Source organism: Antrihabitans stalactiti (genome assembly GCF_012932915.1).
Lineage (GTDB): Bacteria > Actinomycetota > Actinomycetes > Mycobacteriales > Mycobacteriaceae > Antrihabitans > Antrihabitans stalactiti.
In genome coordinates, this window is record NZ_VCQU01000005.1 from 327,759 (window position 1) to 347,997 (window position 20,239).

At 61.8% G+C, this 20,239-nt stretch carries 13 protein-coding genes; 8 read left to right on the forward strand and 5 right to left on the reverse strand.

All coding sequences use genetic code 11. From position 1 onward, the window contains the following. Positions 1 to 8: 8 nt before the first annotated feature. Positions 9 to 1,850 (reverse strand): asparagine synthase (glutamine-hydrolyzing), encoded by a 1,842-nt coding sequence (gene asnB / locus FGL95_RS16665; protein WP_169588782.1) that lies wholly within the window; start codon positions 1,848 to 1,850, stop codon positions 9 to 11. A gap of 190 nt (positions 1,851 to 2,040) precedes the next feature. Between asnB and FGL95_RS16670 the strand changes: the two genes are divergently transcribed. Beyond that, positions 2,041 to 2,925: a polysaccharide lyase family 20 protein gene (locus tag FGL95_RS16670; protein WP_169588784.1), complete on the forward strand. Its 885-nt coding sequence runs from the start codon at positions 2,041 to 2,043 to the stop codon at positions 2,923 to 2,925. A 13-nt stretch (positions 2,926 to 2,938) separates the two neighbouring features. On the opposite strand, the gene FGL95_RS16675 is transcribed toward FGL95_RS16670, so the two are convergent. Both FGL95_RS16675 and FGL95_RS16680 read right to left on the reverse strand, forming a co-directional pair. Continuing rightward, positions 2,939 to 4,168, reverse strand: a complete 1,230-nt coding sequence (locus FGL95_RS16675) for a GNAT family N-acetyltransferase (RefSeq protein ID WP_169588786.1) — start codon at positions 4,166 to 4,168, stop codon at positions 2,939 to 2,941. A gap of 193 nt (positions 4,169 to 4,361) precedes the next feature. Then, positions 4,362 to 5,408 (reverse strand): glycosyltransferase, encoded by a 1,047-nt coding sequence (locus FGL95_RS16680; RefSeq protein ID WP_169588788.1) that lies wholly within the window; start codon positions 5,406 to 5,408, stop codon positions 4,362 to 4,364. Positions 5,409 to 5,707: 299 nt separating this feature from the next. Between FGL95_RS16680 and FGL95_RS16685 the strand changes: the two genes are divergently transcribed. Genes FGL95_RS16685 through FGL95_RS16695 form a run of 3 tightly spaced genes read left to right on the forward strand, consistent with a single transcriptional unit; the run spans position 5,708 to position 10,176 of the window. Next, entirely contained in the window at positions 5,708 to 7,108 is a 1,401-nt protein-coding gene (locus FGL95_RS16685) for a Wzz/FepE/Etk N-terminal domain-containing protein (protein ID WP_169588790.1), read from the forward strand. 40 nt (positions 7,109 to 7,148) lie between these two features. Next, positions 7,149 to 8,717 carry an O-antigen ligase family protein gene (locus FGL95_RS16690; RefSeq protein ID WP_169588792.1) on the forward strand — a complete coding sequence of 523 codons (1,569 nt, stop codon included), beginning with the start codon at positions 7,149 to 7,151 and terminating at the stop codon, positions 8,715 to 8,717. Beyond that, on the forward strand, positions 8,695 to 10,176 hold the full coding sequence (locus tag FGL95_RS16695; RefSeq protein ID WP_169588794.1) for a tyrosine-protein kinase family protein: 1,482 nt from the start codon (positions 8,695 to 8,697) through the stop codon (positions 10,174 to 10,176). The genes FGL95_RS16690 and FGL95_RS16695 overlap by 23 nt, the downstream gene beginning before the upstream one ends. A gap of 4 nt (positions 10,177 to 10,180) precedes the next feature. On the opposite strand, the gene FGL95_RS16700 is transcribed toward FGL95_RS16695, so the two are convergent. Both FGL95_RS16700 and FGL95_RS16705 read right to left on the reverse strand, forming a co-directional pair. Continuing rightward, complete coding sequence (locus FGL95_RS16700; protein WP_169588796.1) at positions 10,181 to 11,512, reverse strand: glutamate-1-semialdehyde 2,1-aminomutase; 1,332 nt, start codon at positions 11,510 to 11,512, stop codon at positions 10,181 to 10,183. A gap of 63 nt (positions 11,513 to 11,575) precedes the next feature. Then, positions 11,576 to 13,117, reverse strand: coding sequence for an oligosaccharide flippase family protein (locus tag FGL95_RS16705; protein ID WP_338079888.1), 1,542 nt, complete (start codon positions 13,115 to 13,117; stop codon positions 11,576 to 11,578). A gap of 327 nt (positions 13,118 to 13,444) precedes the next feature. Here FGL95_RS16705 and FGL95_RS16710 point away from each other — a divergent pair, with 327 nt between their 5' ends. The 4 genes from FGL95_RS16710 to FGL95_RS16725 are packed head-to-tail and all read left to right on the forward strand — an operon-like array spanning position 13,445 to position 20,236. Further along, the gene (locus FGL95_RS16710; protein ID WP_240963064.1) at positions 13,445 to 14,437 is read left to right on the forward strand and encodes a glycosyltransferase family 4 protein; all 993 of its coding nucleotides are present in this window, start codon (positions 13,445 to 13,447) and stop codon (positions 14,435 to 14,437) included. Beyond that, positions 14,434 to 16,728, forward strand: coding sequence for a glycosyltransferase (locus FGL95_RS16715; RefSeq protein WP_338079889.1), 2,295 nt, complete (start codon positions 14,434 to 14,436; stop codon positions 16,726 to 16,728). The genes FGL95_RS16710 and FGL95_RS16715 overlap by 4 nt, the downstream gene beginning before the upstream one ends. Continuing rightward, entirely contained in the window at positions 16,721 to 18,880 is a 2,160-nt protein-coding gene (locus FGL95_RS16720; protein WP_240963065.1) for a heparinase II/III family protein, read from the forward strand. Before FGL95_RS16715 ends, FGL95_RS16720 begins: the two co-directional genes overlap by 8 nt. Before the next feature lie 24 nt (positions 18,881 to 18,904). Beyond that, positions 18,905 to 20,236 carry a nucleotide sugar dehydrogenase gene (locus tag FGL95_RS16725; protein WP_338079890.1) on the forward strand — a complete coding sequence of 444 codons (1,332 nt, stop codon included), beginning with the start codon at positions 18,905 to 18,907 and terminating at the stop codon, positions 20,234 to 20,236. The last annotated feature ends 3 nt before the right edge of the window (positions 20,237 to 20,239 follow it).

The window sequence follows — 20,239 nt, forward strand, 5'->3', positions numbered from 1 at the left end:
GGGGTGCGTCAAGCGGTTTGGTCGAGGCGACGCTTCAGCTCGCGATGCCACACCTCGAGAGACAGCAGCGTCCAGATTCGGGGCTGTTCGTTTCTACCGCCCGACGAGTGGTCTTCGAGTAAGCGGGCAACGGAGGCGCGATCGAAACGCGAACCGACGAAAGACGATGGGTCGGTAAGAAGGTCGAAGGCCATGTCGCGAAGGCCGCCGCGGAACCAGGCATCGAGCGGAACCTGGAAGCCGATCTTCTTACGATCGACAACTTCTGCGGGCAGATGCTGGCGAGCAACTTCCTTCACGACCCACTTTCCTCGACCACGGCGCACCTTGACATTGCTGGGGAGGCTGAATGCGAGCTCGACCAAGCGATGGTCGAGGAATGGCGGCCTCAGCTCCAACGAGGCGGCCATCGACATGCGATCGCCGCGTTCGAGAAGGTTGTCGGCCAGCCAGGTGTGGGCGTCGGCATAGAGCATTCGGCGAAGCCCGTCTCCACGACCGTTCCGGTACGGATCGAGCACCGATCGTTCCGCGGCACGGCCGAGCAGCGAATCGCGTTCTGCCGTCGTGAAGGGGGCGAACCAGCCCCGCATCCGCTCGGCGTAGTTCGGCTCCGAAATCGCGCGCATCGCGACGCCGAGACGTGCCTTGTCTGCGGGAAGAGTGCCCTCGAGGCGATTCAGTGCAGCGCCCGGCACCGCACCGGACCATCGCGTGATTCCGGCGTATCGATACTTCGGATAGCCGCCGAACAGCTCGTCGCTGCCCTCACCGGAAAGGACGACCTTGACGTGTTCACGTGCCAGCTGAGCCAGGCGAAATACGGCCACGTCTGCAGGCTCGGACAGCGGGGCATCTCGATGCCAACTGAGCCGCGACCAGTTGCTCTGAAAATCCTCGGCAGTGACCTCGACCTCGTGGTGCTCACTGCCGACAATCTCGGCGACCTTGCGGGCCCAGACGGTTTCGTCCATGCGATCGTCGCCGAAGCCGGCCGAGAACGTGTGCAGTGCCGCACCGTGGCGCTCTTGCGCGACCAGTGCAGTGATCAGACTGCTGTCCAAACCACCCGACAGGTAGGCGCCGACGGGAACGTCGGCGACGAGCGCGTCTCGAACGGACGCGGTCAACGCTTCGTCGACGAGGTTCACGGCTTCCGACGGACTGACCTTCAGCAGCGAGGGCTCTCGCGGCAACTCCCAGTACGCCTCGCTACGAACCGATCCGTCGGGCGCGACGACGAGATGATGCCCTTGCGGTACCTTCCGTACACCTTCGATGAAGGTGTACGGCGCAGGTACCGAGCGATGGGCCAGGTAGTCGTGCAGGCTTGCCTCATCGACCGCCGTCGACGGCAAGACCGGCAAAAGTGCCTTGATCTCCGACGCGAAAGCAAACATCTTCGAATCGGTGTAGTAGTACAGCGGCAGAATTCCGAGCCGGTCGCGAAAGAGATGCGTCTCGTCGGTGTTGGAATCGTGGATCGCATAGGCGAACTGACCGCGCAGCCGATCGACGGAGCTCGCACCCGAAGATTCGTAGAGCGCGAGTAGGACTTCGGTGTCGCCATCGGTCCGAAACGGATAGCTGAGAGCGCTTCGAAGCTGTCGATAATTGAGGATCTCGCCATTGAATGCGATGTGAGTTCGGCCACTTGCACCCTCCATCGGCTGCAGCGATCCACTCAGGTCGATGATCGACAATCGAGTGTGCGCAAAACCGATCGAGCCGTCGATCCATAAACCATGGTCGTCGGGACCTCGATGCTCGAGCTGGCGCGCCATTTGCGCAAGTAATTCGCGATCGACGGGTGTTCCGTCGAATCGCCGGATGCCGGCTATTCCGCACATAGCGCGGTGACCGAAATGCCGTACGAACCATTGTTGTGGGCCGCTCTAGCGCACTGGCATCGTTTCACGACGCCAGAGTAGTGCACCATCGGCGATAGCTTCGTCACATATGGTCGCTACCCGCATTCCCGTAGAATGGATGGGCGGGTGAACGGCCGTTTGCCCATCCGAGCCCCTGAGACGAGTCCGAATGGTGCACCGACAAGCTGGACGCGCGCTGCGGCGCTGGCGTGTCGTCGCGGTCGCTGCAGGAATCGCTTTGGTATCGGTGGCTGCGGTTCTGACCGCTGCGGCGAAACTGCCGACCGAGGGCGACCCAGCCCAAGTGTTGTTTCGTGGCGATTTCGAGACTGGAGACTTCAGTCAGTGGTCGACCTGCCAGTCGGTGGTGATCAACGATTTCTGCACCGACTACAAGAACTCCGACCAAAGTCTGCAGGTGCAGACCGACGTTGTGCGGCAAGGCCGCTATGCGGCCCGTTTCGAGGTGCGCGACGGTGACCTTTCGTTTTCGGCCGGCGACCGCTCGGAGGTCTCCGACGAGCTTGTGACCGGCGGAAATGAGGGTGACGACCGCTGGTACCAGTGGAGTACGCAGTTCTCGAGTACGTTCCCGATGAACCACGCCAGCCAGGGTTGGGGCGTGGTGGGGCAATGGCACGGCGAAAGTGACGCCGGCTCGCCACCCGTGTCGATGAATGTCGATGTCGCAGACGGTCAGTGGGGATTGCGTATCAACCGGCAGGCAGCACCGGGTGTGTTCATGTCGACGCCCGTGCTCTGGAAGACGCCGTTGGCGCCGGGCACATGGCAAGACATCAAGATGCACATCAAATGGTCGGCCGAAGACAGCGTTGGATTCGTCGAGCTATGGCACAACGGAGTACGGCAAACTTTCACAGGCGAGCCGTGCGCCGGAACGGATCACTGCGCGATCAGAACTCTCATTCCGGGCGGCGGTGGCACCTACTTCAAGATGGGCTATTACCGTTCCGTGAACGTCCATGGGACCGGCGTTGTGTACGGCGACGCATTCGAAAGTGCGATGACAGAAAGCGCACTGCAGAAGTATTGATTCCGGCGCGAGATCAAGAATCCGTCGTGATCGCCCATAGGTCGTGATCTTCGCGTTTGCCGGCAAATTCGGCGTATCCAGTCATAGTGCCTTCGCGCGTCATGCCTGCAGCTTCGATGATTTTGGCTGTAGTTATATCGCTCACTCGCAAGATCGCAAACACGCGTCGTAGGCCGATCTTCGTGAAGATGACATCGATCAGGACGCGAACGCCTTCGGCAACTTCCTGTGGTGCGCTCTCACCGACCAAGGCGATGTCGAGTCGGCCGTTCTCGTGGAAGACGTCCACGAGCCTGCACGTCGCAAGCTTGCTGCGGTCCGCCACGATCTGCGCGGTCAAGGCTGGACTGTCGTCGTCATGACGCAACAGTCGTGCGAAGCGCGCGAACCCATCGGTCGTCTTGTGCGATGTCGACGTCGGACTGTCGACGTCCGTCGAGCCTTTGAGGCTGACCCGACCGAGCTCCGTTGCGGGACCGTCCCACGCAATGTCGAATTGCTTGCGCTTTTTGTAGCGGGCGGCGACCTGGCGCGCTGAACCGAGGTAGAACTTCGACACAGTCAGCAGGTCGGTGAACGGTGGTATTCGACGTCGGACGACTGGGCTTGCCTGATTCGGTGGTGCGGCCGGCGGTCGAGGGCGATCCCACCGTGCAATTGCATCGCTGGTGACGCCGCCGACCGGTCGTCGATCGCCGATGATGGCCCGAAGTTCGTGTGCTGCGCGCCCGGTTCCAATTTCGAAGAAGCTGTCCATCCGCGCCTCGAAAACGAAACCGATCCTTTCCGCGCCGTGGGCTGCAGGCATATTGCCCACTGCTGTGATGGCCGCGACTCGGTACAAGGCGAGCACATCGAAGGCATAGTCGACAACGAGGGACGCTGCGACCGATCCGACTCCGCCTCGGGCAACCGTCGAGTCGATCCAGATTCCGAGTTCGGCCTGGCCCGTCGAGAGGTCGATCGATGTCAGTCCACACTGCCCCGCGAATCGGCCGTCGCATTCGATGACGAACGACAGTGCGGTGGCTTTGCGGCGTGCTCGTCGCATTTCCAGGCATTCTCGAACCCACAGCTTGCGTGTGTGCCGCTCTTGCCAGGTCAGCGACGACGCAACCCAGAAGGGCTCGATTGCCTGTTGATCGCGTAATCGAATGCGGCACCAGTCATCGACATCAGCGAAGCGTGGCAGGCGTAGTCGGACCGAGTGGCCGGAGATTTGTACGGGGCCGAGTTCGGTCACCGACCAGATGGCTCGGCGCTGGGATCTTGTGGAGGGACGGGTAGGCACGGCGCGCGCTAGCTGCCAGGGTCCGATGCGGCGGACAATCGCGCCGTTTCGATATCCATCACTCACTCCTTTTAGCAGTACCCGCCGAGTAAACCAGACGATTGTGGGCATCGCACGAATTACACCTATTCACCGTGAGTTCCGGTTAATTCAGGCAGTCGTGTCGAATGTCGTCCACACCGACAGCTTGGCTGATCAGCCGACTGATCCGTTCTTCGTATTCGGTCATGCTGTAGGTCGATTTCCTGGCTGCGCTTGTGAGCTTTGCCCGTTTTTCCGGATTGTGGAGAAGGTCGTCGACCGCCGCCCGGAGCGCTATGGGATCGCCGGGTGGAACCAACACTGCGGTGGTGTCGTCGACATATCCGCGGAGGCCGGCAACGTCGGACACAACGATCGCTGTGCCTGCATCGAACGCATTCATAACGCGCATTTGTCCGATACTGCCGCCCGTTTCTGGAACGGCGATTATGAATACACACGCATTTATCACTTCGTCCTGATGGCTGCCTGCATCCAAGTCGAACCGGATAGTCGCAGGCCGGGAGGCGGCGAGGCGACGCACCTCAGGTAAGTCCGTCGACAGGCACACGACACGCAGGTCCCAGTCGGTGCCCTCTGCCGCTGCAAAAACCGTCTGCCAATCCACCCGCCTGCCCGACGCGAGCACGCGAAGGCTCTCGCGCTCATCGAGCGAATGCCTATTTTCGAAGGGGGCGTTGTCGAATCTCAGCGGGTACTGAACGAGGCGGAAACGTTCGGCCGGTATTCCGTGATCGGTGGGCGCCGCGGTGAATTCCGATTCGGTCATCATCTGGCTCACGATCAGGCATCTGCGCAATAGCCATCGGCGCAGCACGATGAAATTGATGCGCCGCAGGACGAGAAGCTTCATGCCGGGGCGCGGGGGATTGGGAATGTATTCGAGCAGGATGAGCTTGCGCCAGCCGAGCAGGCCACAGACCAAGATGCACAACTTGGTACCTACGTGGCCATTCGTCGTGACGATCGCCATCGAGTTGCGGCCGGCGAAAGCTAGTGCGACGCCTCGCAGCGATGGATATCGGTCGACAGCGCGCTGGACGAATTGCGGGCGCTCCTTCAGCCAACTGTCCAGGCTGTACAAACCCGCGAGTCTCTCGGAATACCACGAATCAGCGACCACGCGGGTGATGTTGTTCGAGGGGCGCATGCCTGGGTTGGTCCTCCATCGTGTCGCGCGTTCGAGGCGTATCCCCCAGTAGCCCACAGTTTGCTCTCGGTCCTGTGTCGCGTGTTCGGTGACAGTGATCAGAGACTACCGCGACAGGCGCAACACGCGCATCGAGGTAGGTCACGATGTGGACTGCTAGCCTTGAATCTCGCAGATCGCTCCGCGAGAATCGACGAGTAACGGCCACGACCCGACCGCAATATGTAACCATTGAAACGGCACAAACGTGCCGGATCGGCACGGCTGGTATTGCGCGGTAGGCCCTGCCACAGTCGGGAATGAAGAGATTGCGAGAGCCTTTGAGCGGCGCGTTGGGTGTCCTCGTCGAACGAATACGTCGGCGCTGGTGGGTTGTCGCAATTGTCGTCGCGGTCGCGCTTTTGGGTGGCGCTGTATCGGCATTCACGGCGAAGCCGACATATACGGCCAAGGCTGCATTATCTGCGACCACTGATTCGGAGAACGAAGAGGGATCTGCGCTGATCCTCGGCTTGATCTATCTGTTCAACGATCCGACGTATCAAGAATCATTACGGGCGAATGGCGACCTGCCTGCCGGCGCCAGCGCCAATGCATCGGCAGCGGCCGCGAGCCCAATCTTCACAATAGATGTGACTGCTGACAGTCCAGAAGTTGCCAAAACGGTGGCAGCAAAGCTTGGTGAGAAATATCTGCAGCATGTGAACGAACGCCTGCGTGATGCTCGCGACAAAACTATCGCCGCGCTCCGCAAGCCGTTCGACGACCGTCTGGCGCGAAACGAATATATCTCCTTCGTTGAATGGAATCAGCTCGGTGCAGACATCAACAAGGTGAATGCCGGGACAGAAAAAGATCTGTGGAATCTCCAGTTGGATTCGGCGCCGACCACCAACGGTTCGAGCAAGGCGATGACGCTCGCGCTCGCACTCGGTGGCGGCCTGTTCGTCGGGTGTCTCGCGGCTGTGTTGCTCGCGGGTCTGTCCGGTCGGATGCGGAGCCGTGCGGAGGTTCGCGAGAAGTCTGATCTCGATCCGCTCGTCGTCATTCCTACGGTGTCGGCATCGACGCCGGACGAACGGTCCGAGCAATTCGAGCGGTTGGCGAACTTTGTCGGACTGGCGAGTCCGGGCGGATTCACCTCGATCGCTGTGGCTGCGCCTCGGGACACGGATTCGCTGCCTGAGGTCGCACGCGCAATCGCCGAAAGGCGTGCGCTCCAGGGCACGAGGACAATCCTGGTCCGCGCCAACCTCGTCGCGTCGGGCGAGCACCCCAAGGGTCTGCGCGACTACTTACACTCACCGGGCGATGGCATCGCGTCCTACATCGAAGGTTCGCCTCAGGACCGATTTCAAGAGCTCGACGTTGGTAAGGGCGGCGGCGACCCCTTTGCGCTGATTTCGAAGGAGTCTTTCTCCAAGCTCATCGACGAACTCGGCCAACGAGCCGAACTTGTGGTCGTCGAGACGCCGGCAATCTTGACGGCCGCGGAGGCCCAGGTCATCTGCGCGCTGACGGACCGCACTCTGCTCGTGATCGAACAGGGATCGCAGGCGGCCGATCTCAACGAGTCGGTCCATCTATTGAAACAAATCGATGCGGACATTCTCGGTGTCGCAATGCTGGAAGTGGACGAACGCGCTGCAAGCGTGATTCGACGCGCGCCGTCGGCGACCGAGGTGGGAAACCCGTCGTGACAGTTCGCGCAACTCCCGCCGAATTCTGGTGTCGATTCACATGATCAGCGGGGTCGAGGACGCGCGAACGTGGGTCGGGCAGAATGCCCGTCACCTGCGCGCTGCGACGATATTCTGTGCGGCCTGCCTGGCGCTACTGATGCTGATCGTCGTATCGCCGAGCTTGCCGGTGTCGCCATTTCTTGTTGCGGTCGGCCTATGCCTCGCGGTAATGGCGGCCTACTTCGGATTGCAGAACCCGCTCGTCGCACTCATTTACTTGCTCCTCGCGCTGTTCTTTCGATTGGCAATTCCAAAGGTGCTGCCTGTCGACGCGTTCCTGCCCGCGTACGCGGGCCTGGTTGTGTCGATGGCGATCTGGTTTATTGCAAAACCTGGAAGGCGGGTCGAGGTAGGCATCATCGAAGTGGTGATGGTGCTCTACATCGGATGGAACATCGCCTCCGCAGTGATGCCACACGAATATCCGCCGATCAGTTTCCCCATCACCGGCGAGCGCGTCGTGCTCTACCGGTTGCTGCTGATCGGGACGCTGATGCCGTTCACGTTGTATGTCTTCGGTCGAGTCTTGATTGCCCGCGAGATTGCTGTCCGGACGGTGTTGTGGACGATCGTCGGACTCGGCACCTATTCGGCGTACATGAGCATCGGGCAGTTCCATGCACCCGCGCTTGTGTGGCCGAAATTGGTTGCTGAGACCAACTGGATCGGCCGGGCGAACGGAATCGTCAACCAGCCTGTGGTGAACGGGCTGATCCTCGTGTTGAGCTATGTGATCGCGGTCGTGCTTGCCAGCCAGCCAGGATCGAAGTGGTGGCGACGGATTGCTGGTCTGCTTGCCGTCGCCATGGCCTACTCGGTGTATCTGACACACACTCGGGCGATTTACATCGCTCTGCTGTTGATCATCGTTCTCGGAATGGTCCTTGCCAAAGGCTTCCGCACCGGCTTCGTGGTGAGCTTCGCGATCGTGGTCATCGCAGTGCTGACGAACTTCTCGACGTTGACAAGCTCGGATCGCGCGGCCGGCGGAGTCGGATCCACGAGTGAGGTCTACGACCGATTGAACACCGCGGCAACGTCGGTCTGGGGTTTCGAGAACGCACCGTGGTTCGGATGGGGGCTCGGGCGGTTCATCGTCATCAATACCTATCACCACCAACAATGGTCGCCGGATATCGAATGGCGCCACGCTTTGGGCATCGCGTCGCATTTCAACGAACTTGGAATTCTTACCGAGCTCGGGTTGGTCGGTTTGACCATGTGGTTGGCAATCCTGGTGATGCTCGCATATCGGCTGATTACCGCCCTGCGTGAGCTGCCGGAAGCTGGCCTGCTCGGCAGGCCACTCGCATTCATCGGGATTTCCGCTTACATTGCGCTCATTGCTTGCGGAGTTTCGGTCGACCTCAGGCTGTTCGATCTTCCGAGCGCGGTAGTCATGTTGATTGCCGGAATGGTCGTCGGTCAACAGGATCGAGTGCGAAAGCTGAACGCAGCTTCGCAAAGCGCTAGGAAATCGGCACTCAGTGCCTGGAAAACCAAAAGAGCCGGCTTGCCAGCGGACTCGAAGTACGGGAGGGCGATTGTCCAGCAACCTGAGTCTTAACCTCCACCGTATTCGCAGATACGCGTGGCTGGTCTTGCTGATCTTCGTATTGGCGGTGGCAATCGGGTTCGTTCTGAGTAGCGGTGAGTCCAAGTACTCGAGCAAATCCGCCCTCACCACGATTTCGCAGACTCGCGCGCCCGAACAGGACGCGTACCTGATCCAAGGCTATGTCGACTACTTCAACGATCCGGTTTATCAGGACAAGTTGCGATCGGACCTGGGAATTCCGAGCGATGTGACACTCCAGGCGAAGACGATCGCGTCGAGCCCGCTGCTGTTCATCGAAGCCGTCGCCCCACAGCCGAACTCGGCGATCGACGCGGCAGGAAAAGCCGCAGCCAAGTTCCGCGACGGCATCAACGCGAACGTCCAGAAAATCCACGATCAGACCGTCGCAGCGCTGCAGGCTCCGTTCAACGAGCGTCGGGCGAAGAATCAACCGATCAGTGAAGAAGAGCTGATCGAGTTGCAGCGGCAGCTGAACATGGTCATCTCGGACACGTCGAACGTGCTGCAAAATTTTCAAACCGATGTGACCGCGGTCGAAGAACCGAAGGGTGTCAGCGCAGCCGTCGGTCTCGCCGGAATCGTGGGCATCATCCTCGGGTGCCTCGCGGCTATCGCGGTCGGGAGCCTGCGCGGTCGTCTGGACCACGAATACGCCGTCGAAAAGGCGATCGGCGAGAAGGTATTGCTGACGGTCCCGCGCGACAAGGGCGACGGGGGCCAGCGCACGCAGCGGCTCCGGCAGATCGCAAGCGTGATTGCAATGTCAGGGCCACGCGAGCCCGCGGTGGTCGCCGTGACGTCGCCGACGCGGACCAGCACGGTGCGAGAGGTGGCATATGCGATCGCCGAGAGTCGTGCCACGCAGGGAGCGCGGGTTGTGCTCGTGCGTGCGGATTTCAACAGTGCCGAAGACGACACAGCCGAGTCGGCCGGGAAGTCTCTGAAAGCCCTGCTCTCCCAACCGAAGAGCGACGAAGTAGACGCAGCATTGCAGACGTCCGACGTGGCGAATCTGCGGGTGTTGGTCGCCGGTGGTCCCCTTGCGGACCCGTTCGCAGCCTTCGTGCCGGGGCGAATCAACGGCCTGCTCGATGAGTTGAAGCAGGGTGCGGACCTGATCGTGATCGACGCAGCTCCGATCCTCACGGCGGCCGACGCTGGAACGATCTGCTCGGCGGCCGACGCGACAATTTTGGTCCTTGCGCGAGATCGGGAGTCGGCAGCGGCCGCGCAAAAGGCACGTCGAATGCTCGACCAGATCGGTGCAAAGTACTTCGCGGCGGTCCTCGTCGAGGAGAACAAGCAAACGGCAAGCAAGCCGCAACCGGCTGCATCGGAAGCCGCTGTGGCCGAGAGCGACAGTGCTGCCGAGCCTGACAGTGCCCCCGAGCCTGACAGTGCTGCCGAGCCCGACAGCGATTCCGAGCAGACCGAGGCGCGAACCTAGGGAGTCAGTGGCGTCGCGGCTCGGCGGAGCGGCGCAATGCCGGTGCGACGGGTCTGCCGCGGAGCAGGCCGTCGACGGTTCCAGCCTCGATGGCGCGGCGGTAAATCTCGAGGGCGCCGCGGGTAGCTTCGATCGTCCGTGCGATATCGGCCTCGGTGTGGGCTGCCGACACCACGAACGACTGACCGAGTACGCCGCGTTGCAGCATCTCCTGCAGGAAGAGGGTGCGATACGCCTGTGACGGCGAACCGTCGGGATCTCGCGTCACGAAGGTCAGACACGACGGTCGGCCGACGACTTCGAAATAGGCCGACAGTCCGAGTTCCGCGCTCACCGCATTGACCCCAGCGGCGAGCGATCGGCCGGCGGACTCCATGGCGCCGATCGGGTCCTCGCGCGCATAGGCCTCGACCACGGCGCGAAACGCCGCAAGGCCGCCCGTCTCAGGTCCGTGCGTGGTCGAGAGGAGAAATACGCGGTCCGCGTCTGTGCGTAGCCCGCCGAGTTCCATAACGGCCCGAGTTCCCGCAAGCGCTGAGATGGGGAACCCGTTTCCCATTGCCTTTCCCCACGATGACAGGTCGGGCACGACGCCGTAGATGGACTGTGCGCCATGCTCGGACCACCGATATCCGGTGATCATCTCGTCGAAGATGAGCAGCGCGCCGTTGCGATCGCACAGTTCGCGAAGCCCTTGCAGGAAGCCTGGCTTCGGCTCGGCAGACGCGGTTGCCGCCTCGAGTATCACGCAGGCAATCGAATGTTCGGCGAACATGCTCCGAGCCGATTCCAGGTCGTTGTACGCAAACCGGACAGTTTTCGAAACGGCATCGGAAAGCGTTCCGCTGTTCATGGCCGTTGTTCCGATGAACCAATCGTCGACCGAGTAGAACGGCTGATTGCAGATCGCGACTATCTTTCTGCCGGTCGCAGCGCGGGCGAGGCGGATTGCGGCGGTTGTCGCGTCGGAGCCGTTCTTGGCGAACTTGACCATGTCTGCGCCGGGGACCAGACGGAGAAAATCCTCCGCAGCGTCGACTTCGGCAACTGTCGGTCTGCTGAAGTTGGTTCCCTGTGCGATCGCTTTGCACACGGCTTCCACCACCGGCTTGTAGCCGTGGCCCAAGGTCACCGACCGCAACCCGATTCCGTACTCGACGAACGAGTTTCCGTCAGCGTCCCATACTCGTGCGCCCTCGCCTCGGACAAGAACGGGCGCCATCTCGTCGGGATACTGGTCTGCACCGCGTGCATAGGTGTGTGCGCCACCGGGCACGAGTTCGTGCAGACGGCGCTGCAGTTCGTTGGATCGACTGAACCGCGGCGATTCGTTCACGTTGCTCCTCGGTCGACGTGGCGACGACGCCAGTATAGATATTCGGCTGTGGGCTGGCTGAGTTCACGAACGCGCGAGCTTGCGCCTGACCAGTCCGAACAACTCTGCAACGAGATCTCGGGACACCAGGCTCAGTCCGGCAAGGTAAATGACGCCGAACACTGCAACATCCACGAGCAGGAGCGCGATCGCCACCGGTATCGCCCGCTCGTCCGAATGGAAAACGAGGTGTTCCAAGGCCCAGCATGCCGCGGTTGCTGCCACCATGCCCGGCAACGGTGGAAAGGCTGCAGTGGCCACGTCTCGCAGCCGAACGCCGACCACCGGGCGTGCGAGCCACACCGAGACGACGGCAATGCAGGTCGCCGCCAACGAGATAGCCAAGCCTGCTCCGACCAAGCCGTAGGGCCCGATGAGTAGGAGCAGGAAGCCGACGCCGCTGACGACCTCGGTCAAGGTGATCCAGTTGAGCAGGCGAGTACGTCCCGATGCCTTGATCGCTTCTTCGCTGACGCAGATCAGCGCTTTGCCGACGCCGACGCCGGCCATCGCCATGACGGTGGACCCCGCCGCACGCCAAGGTTCGCCGAAAACCACGGTGACGCTTGGTTGTCCGAGCGCGAACATCAGACCCGACATGGGGGCGGCACCAACGACCCCGAAACGGATTCCATTCAGGTACGCCGTCCGAAATCGGTCCGTGTTGTCGGCAATTCGCGAGAACACGGGAAACAGTGCTACTGCACCGATTTCGATGATTGCCATGACTGGAATCTGGGCAACACGCTGGCTGTATCGGTAGGTACCGAGCGCGGCCGAGCCGAGCCAACGACCGATCGTGACCGATTCGAAGATGTCGTGAATACGGGTGCCGACGAAACCGAGAACCAGCGGGAATCCGTACCGTGCCATTTCGCGCCACAGCCGAAACGAAGGCCGGCCCCGACCTGGCCGCCAGTCGCTGATCCACCACACGCCGATGACCCAGCTGACGAACGATGCGTACATGCCCGCGACGAGAGCCCAAACGCCCCAACCCAATGCGGCGCCGGTGACAGCGACGACGGCGTTGCTCAAGGCAATGAGCGGGCCGACGATTATGCGGCGCGCGATGCTGAATTCACGTTGCAGAAAAGCTTCGGGGACATTGACGAGGCTGTAGATGAGCAGGATGCCGGACGTAGCTGCAGCAACGAGCGCCGCAGTGTGGCTGTGGAACACGAGGCCGATGATCGGAGCGGAAGCCAATGTGCCGAGACTGAGCAGGATTCCGGTCGCGAGGGTTGCGTAGAAGACCGTTTCGGCTGCGTCTTCGAGGTCGTGATCGCGCTGGATGAGTGCCGACCTGATGCCGCCCTCGACGAGATTCGCCAGAAACGACGTAATTACGGTGCCGGCGACGAAGACGCCGACCACGGAAGGGCTGAGCAGCCGGGCGACCGCAATTGTTTGGGCCAACGAGATGGCTTGTCCGAGAACGAGTGCGAACGCCGACGCGGCGGCCATCTTGCCGATGGTGCGTCGAAACGATCCCGGCACGGCGTTTGGATCGGCATCGGCTACGTCGTCGTGTTGCCCCTGAGGGGTCCCGGATGTCGATTCCACTTGGGGCTTAGGGCCGCTCGGAGATTCGAATACCGCGCAAAAGGGACGCGCCGTCGATAGACAGCAATTCCGGCATCTGGCTTCTCCGTTGATTGTTGACTGTGATCATGGATACCGTAGCCCAGCGACTGATGATCATGGAAAGCCGACTTCGGTCGTGGAATGTCGGTAACGCTCGCGATTGCTTGTCGATAGCTAGCATTGGGGCAGGATGACGACCGTGGCCCCATGAGGTCACGCCCGAATGACGGAGTGTTGGTGCAAAAGGCGCTTTGGGTATCGACCAGCATGGCCACCAGAGGCGGCGTCGCGACCTACGTTCGAATGATGCGCGACACTGCCCTGTGGGAGGACTGGCACATCCAGCATGTTGCCACGCATCGCGATGGCTCGGCGTTCGCGAAGCTGGGGATTTTCGCGGTCGGGCTGGCGAAATACGTTGCCATTCTGATTGGCCGCCGACCGGACGTCGTTCATATCCATATGGGCTCGAACGGAAGTTTCGTCCGAAAAGCAATCGTGACGTGGTTGGCCAAGGCGTTTCGGGTGCCGGTCGTACTGCATATTCACGGTTCGGGTTTTCATACGTTCTTCGACGAATCGCCCCCGGTGCTCCAGCGGATCATTCGAAAAACGTTGGAGGCTGCCTTTGTCGTCGTCGCACTCGGCGATGAATGGGCTGCGCGACTTGCCGAAATCGCGCCCGGCGCACGAGTGGTCGACATACCCAACGCGATTCCGCCGGGCGATGCGGTGGCGCAACCAGCGAGTGCCGAACCGGTGCACGTTCTGTTCCTCGGGCAAATTGGCGAACGCAAAGGGGCATTCGTCCTCGTCGATGCGTGGGCAAAACTGGTCGCCGAGTATGGCCGCGCAATCCCTGCCAGGTTGACGATCGTCGGTGACGGTGAAGTCGAGCGCGCAACCGATCAAGTGAGCACACTCGGATTGGGCGACTCCGTCGCAGTCTCCGGGTGGATAGCGCCCGAGGATGTTCCCGCCCTGATCCGCACCGCGCAGGTCCTGGTGTTGCCGTCGCGCGAAGAAGGCCAGCCGATGGCCATTCTGGAAGCAATGGCAAATGGCTTGTGTGTCGTCGCCGCGCCCGCAGGTGGCATACCGGAGATGCTCGGCGACGCCGGCATTCTCGTTCCAGCAGACGATGTCGATGCGCTTGCGGCGGCTATTGCTCGGGTTGTTCTGGGCGACGACGAACGGGTTCGGTTGGGCAACGCCGCGTTGGCGCGGGTTTGTGAGCGCTTCGACGTCAACGTCGTCTCGCGTCGTTTCGACCGGTTGTACCGCGAGGCCACGCAGTGATCGCGGGTCGACGAATTCGGGTGATGTACGTCGTTCCTGATCTTGGTGTCGGTGGGGCCGAGCGCCACGTCACGACCTTGATGCCGAATCTTGACCGCGACAGATTCGAGCCGGCTGTCGTCTGTATCGGCGCAGAAGGCGCGCTCTTCGCAGATCTCGCCGAAACGGACGTGCCGTCGGTTGCGTTCGGCAGGTCGAAGCGCCAGGCGCTGCCAGCGTTGACTGAATTGGTGCGTGAATTCCGCAGATTCGCTCCTGACGTCGTGATCACGCGCGGGTACAACGCGGAATTGCTCGGCAGGGTGGCTGCGATCATCACAGGGGTTCGACACAACGTGATGTGGGTGCACAACTGCGGAGACACCGAACCACGAACCAAGGCGCGCAGAATCGCCGACCGCATCCTCGATCGCTGGACCAGCGCGTACTTCGGCGTTGCGCGCACGCAGATTTCGTACATGGTGGACGATCTCCACTACCCCGAGCGCAAGATCGACATCATTTACAACGGTGTCGACCCATCGCTGTTCGACACCGGACGAAATCGCTCGGCCGTCACGGAGTTCGGTATTGCCGAGTCGAGTCCGGTAGTCGGCATTCTGGCTGCGATGCGACCGGAAAAAGACCACGCCAATTTCTTGGCAGCCGCACGTCGTGTGCTGTCGACAATCCCGGACGCGAAGTTCCTGGTCGTCGGCGACGGTCCAGAACGTGCGCATATCGAAGCGACAGCGCGCGACCTCGGGGTCGACGACAGTGTGGTCTTCACCGGGTCACGATCCGATGTTGCGGCGCTGCTCGCGGCAATGGACGTTTTCGTCCTGAGTTCCTACAGCGTCGAGTGCTTTCCGATGGCGCTGCTCGAGGCGATGGCGTGCGGTCTGCCTGCTGTCTGCACGGCAGTCGGCGGTGTGCCGGAGATGATCGACGACGGAGTCACCGGGTTTCTCGTACGTGCCCGAGATGCCGATGCGCTCGGCGACAAACTGGTCGAAATCCTGTCGGACCGATCGGTACTCGAAGCGATGGGCAAGGCTGCCCGATCACGAGTCGAGTCCGAATTCAGCCTTGCGACGAGCGTCGCCGCTGCCGAGTCGGCATTGGAACGGCTGGTTGGGTCCGCGCCGAGCTCACCGAAGCGGCCTATTCGGCTGACAGTTGTGCTGGATCTGACGTTCGTCGGTGGGGCAGAGGTGCTGTTACTGAACCTCTTCAAGACCTTCGATCCAGCTGTTGTCACACCCCGGCTCGTGTGTATCCGCGAAGCCGGACCGCTGGCGGACGACTTCCGGGCGGCGGGCTTCGAAGTCACGGTCCTGCCGCGCCGCGGCAAGCTCGGATTGGGCCGGATTCCCCGTCTGGTCAAGGCTTTTCGCGAGGACGACACCGACGCGGTGATGGTCATGCACCACCACCGCGCGGCGCTGGCATTGGGCCCGCTCGCGGCAAGGGCCGCCGGAGTTCCAGCCAGACTCGTCGCCGCGCACGACATGGACCTGACTTCGGTCGGCAAGCGAGTGCTTCCGAAATGGGCTGTGTCGGAACTTGCGGTGTCGAATTCGCTCGTTCTGCTGTCACCCGCTCAAGGCGAATATTTGCGTCGCGAGGAAGGCGTCGGTCGGCGACCGTGGCAGTCGATTCGTGAAACGGTAATTCCCAACGGAATATCGCTGCCACCGGTGCGGACCGAGGACGATCGCAGGGCGGCGCGGGCGTTGCTCCAGACTTCCGATAGCACTTTCGTCGTCGGAATTGTCGCCCGGCTCAGCGAGCAGAAGGCGCACCATGTGCTCTTCGAGGCTTTCGCCCGGGCAACCACCGCGCGCCCCGATTCTCTCCTCGTTGTCGTCGGCACAGGGGAGCGTGAAGCCGAATTACGTGCGCTGGCCAACACGTTGAATATCTCGGACCGGACCAGATTCCTTGGCGTCAGGCGCGACGTGAGCGAGTTGTTGCCCGGGCTCGACGTTTCGTGCCTTTCGTCTGTGCACGAGGGCGTACCGCTGATTCTCATCGAATCGATGGCTGCCGGAGTTCCGGTCGTAGCGACCGATTGCGGGTCGGTCGCCGATATCGTGACCGATGGTGAGCAAGGCTTCGTGGTGCCGGTTGGCGACGTCGCCGCGTTCAGCGACCGATTGACGTTGCTCGCGTCCGATCGCAGCCTGGCGCAACGGCTCGGATCCAGTGGACGGTCGCGGGCCGAAACCGAATTCTCGATCGCCGACACTGCCCGGAAATACGAGCGGCTGCTGACCGAGCTCGTCGCCAAGGGCCGCGCGCATGTCTAAATTATCTTGGTACGCAAAGCGTTTGAAGGCGATGTCCGCACGCGAGATCGCGTGGCGCGCAAGCCGTGCGGGCGAGGAGTTGCTAGAGCGTGCCGATCCAACCGGGCGCCGTTCCCGGATAGGGCGGCGCGAACTCGACTGGGCGAGTATGCAGGAGCGGTTTCGGTCCGGGGCCGGTCGCCCGATCCTGCTCGATCGGGCCCGCGCTGGTGCCATCGCGGCGGAGGCGCCGGAGGTTGTCGACGATCTGCTCGTCGCCGCTGACAACGCTGTCGACCTGCGAGTGCAGTACTTCGGGTATCCGGCGGTCCAAATACGTCGGCCCGTGAACTGGATGCGCGACGAGGTAAGCGGGACGATCTGGCCCCCACTTCCGTCGGGCAAGATCGATCACCGGACCGCAGCGGGCGATGCGAAGTGGATCTGGGAGCTGAACCGGCTGCAGCATTTGCCTTCGCTCGCGGAGGCGTGGCTGTTCACCGGAGACGACAAATACAGCGAAGCCGTTGTCGCGCAGCTAGATTCGTGGATGGAACAGAACCCGCCTGGTGTCGGAATCGCGTGGCGCGGCGCATTCGAAGCGGGTCTGCGAGCGATTTCGATCGCGATCGCGCTACAGGGAATTCGAGATTCCGCGGCGCTTACCCAAGACCGGTTCCGCGCCATCGTGGGCCTGCTCGCCGAATGCGGTCGGCGTTGTTGGGCACAACGGTCGCTCTTCAGTTCGGCGAACAATCACCTCGTCGGGGAGATGGCCGGGCTTGCTGTCGTCGCGATTCTGTTCCCTGAGCTTCCTTCTGCGGCCCGCTGGGAAAAGCGTGCCGTTGCCGCATTGTGTCGCGAAGCCGGGCACCAGATCCTTCCCGACGGTGTAGGCGCCGAACAGTCGGTCCGCTACCAGATCTCGACGACCGAGCTGCTGGTTCTCGTCGCCGCGTTGCTGCGCGAGCGCGACGGTGTGGCCCCGGGTGAATTGACCGATGCCATCGAGCGAGGGTCGCGCTATCTCACCGCTCTGGTCGGTCGCAGCGATCCCGACCCAAACTACGGTGACGACGACGACGGTTTCTCGCTGAAGCTCGGCGCCACAGCCAAGCGGGGCATCCGTGAACACCTCGCGATCACGGCCGCGTACTTGGGTGTCGACAACTGCGTCGCCGTGGTGAATCTGGACGCGCGTTGGTATGCAACGCTGCGCGAGCGCTCGGGTAGCACCGCTACGGCTGAACCCGGTGGCAGTTTCTACGCAGCGGACGGCGGAGTCGTCGTCCTCAGATCGGGTTCACGACGGATCACGATGGACGTCGGCCCTCTCGGCTACCTGTCCATCGCCGCGCACGGGCACGCCGACGCGCTGTCGATCACTCTGTCTTCGCAGGGCCAACAGCTGATCGGGGATTCTGGCTCTGGCAGCTACTACGGTCACCCGGAATGGCGGGATCCGCACCGCAGCACGCGTGCGCACGGCACGGTGTGCATCGATCGAGTCGATCAGTCCGTGATCGGGGGCCCGTTTCTGTGGGTGACCCATGCGCGGACCTCGGTCGTCGCTGTCGACCTGGACGCAGGCGTCGTGGACGCCGAGCACGACGGATATACGCGTCTCGACGAACCGGTGACGCATCGCCGATGGTTGATCGCGCCGCCGGATCAGCAGGTGGTGCTGGTCGTGGACCTGGTTACCGGGTCCGGTTCGCACGAGATCACCACGTCGTGGCCGATCGATCCCGCACTGAATGTGACGCCGGACGGCGACGAGCACATCGTGGACCGTGACGGCATTCCCGTACTGCAGATTGCCCAGGCCGGCTTGTCGCCGCAGTTGCCCGAGCGGGATCGTGGCGACACCGAAACACAGCTTGGCTGGTCGTCGCGCACGTTAGAATCACGCGAACCCGCGTGGCTGGTTGGTGCGACGTTCGTCGGTGGGGTGCCGTACGTAATTGCAACGGTATTGAATTCGCTGGAGAACAACGCGAATCGGGTGACCGGGCTGGTTGTCACCCACGGCAAGGGTGGCGTCGATGTGACGTGGTCGATCGATGGGCAACATTGGCTGGCAACAATCGATCCGTCGGCCGCTGGGGCCGTAAATGTCGGGTCGATGAAGATGCCGGATAAAGAGTCGGCCGATGTCACAGTCGACGAATGATAACTAGAGGAGATTGAGCTACCGGTGAGTAATCAGTATTCCCTGAGCGTGTTTGGCCTCGGCTATGTCGGCTGCGTTTCCGCCGCGTGCTTCGCTTCTCGCGGGCATCAAGTCGTCGGCGTCGACGTCAATGCACAGAAGGTCGAGTTTCTTCGGCAGGGAAAGGCCCCCGTCGTCGAGGAGCGGATCGGTGAATTGACCGCTGAGGTCGTGGAGTCCGGCCAGCTCACCGTGAGCGACGATGCAGCGAGTGCGGTGCTGGCGACCGATATTTCGATCGTCTGTGTCGGTACTCCGTCTGCGCCAGGCGGCGGGTTGTCGACCGTTTACCTCGAGCGTGCAAGCGAGGAGATTGGCACGGCACTGGCGAACAAGGACGGCTGGCACGTCGTCGTATATCGCAGCACGATGGTGCCCGGCACGTGTGAAAGCATCCTCATCCCGGCACTGGAGCGAACGTCCGGTAAACGAGCAGGAGCCGATTTCGGGGTCTGCGTGAACCCGGAATTTCTGCGTGAAGGAACCAGCGTCAAAGACTTCTGGGAACCGCCGAAAACAGTCGTCGGCGAGAGCGATGCGCGCAGCGGTGAAATGGTCATGAGCCTGTACGAAGGATTGAGCGGTCCCCGTTTTCAGGTGCCGATTTCGGTGGCCGAAATGACGAAATACGTGGACAACAGCTATCACGCACTCAAAGTCACGTTCGGGAACGAGGTCGGCGCACTGTGCGCAAAACTCGGTCTGGATTCGCACGCGGTCATGGATATCTTTCTCGCAGACACGAAGCTGAATGTCAGCGCCGCCTACCTTCGCCCGGGCTTTGCATTCGGCGGATCGTGCTTGCCGAAAGACGTTCGTGCCCTCAACCACACCGCACGCCAGAACGACCTGGAGATTCCGGTGCTGGCAAACGTGCTGGCGTCGAACGAGGCACAGATCCGCCGCACGGTCGACATGATCATCTCGCTCGGGCGTCGCAGAGTCGGTATGTTCGGTTTGTCCTTCAAGGCAGGAACCGACGATTTGCGGGAGAGTCCCATGGTCGAACTTGCCGAGCGACTCATCGGTAAGGGATACGACGTACGAATCTACGACGCGAACGTTGCGCTGTCGCGGCTGATGGGGGCCAACCGCGCCTACATCGAAGAGCACCTACCGCACATCGGTGAGCTCTTGTCCGGTGATATCGAGGACGTACTTGCGCACGGTGAGACCTTCGTCGTCGGCAGTAAGGACAAACTCGTCATCGAGGCTGTCGACCGTATCGGCGAGGATCGCCCGATTGTCGACCTCGTGCGTCTGCCCGGTGCGGAAGAGCGCCGGTTGCATGAGAACTATCAAGGCATCGGCTGGTAGCCG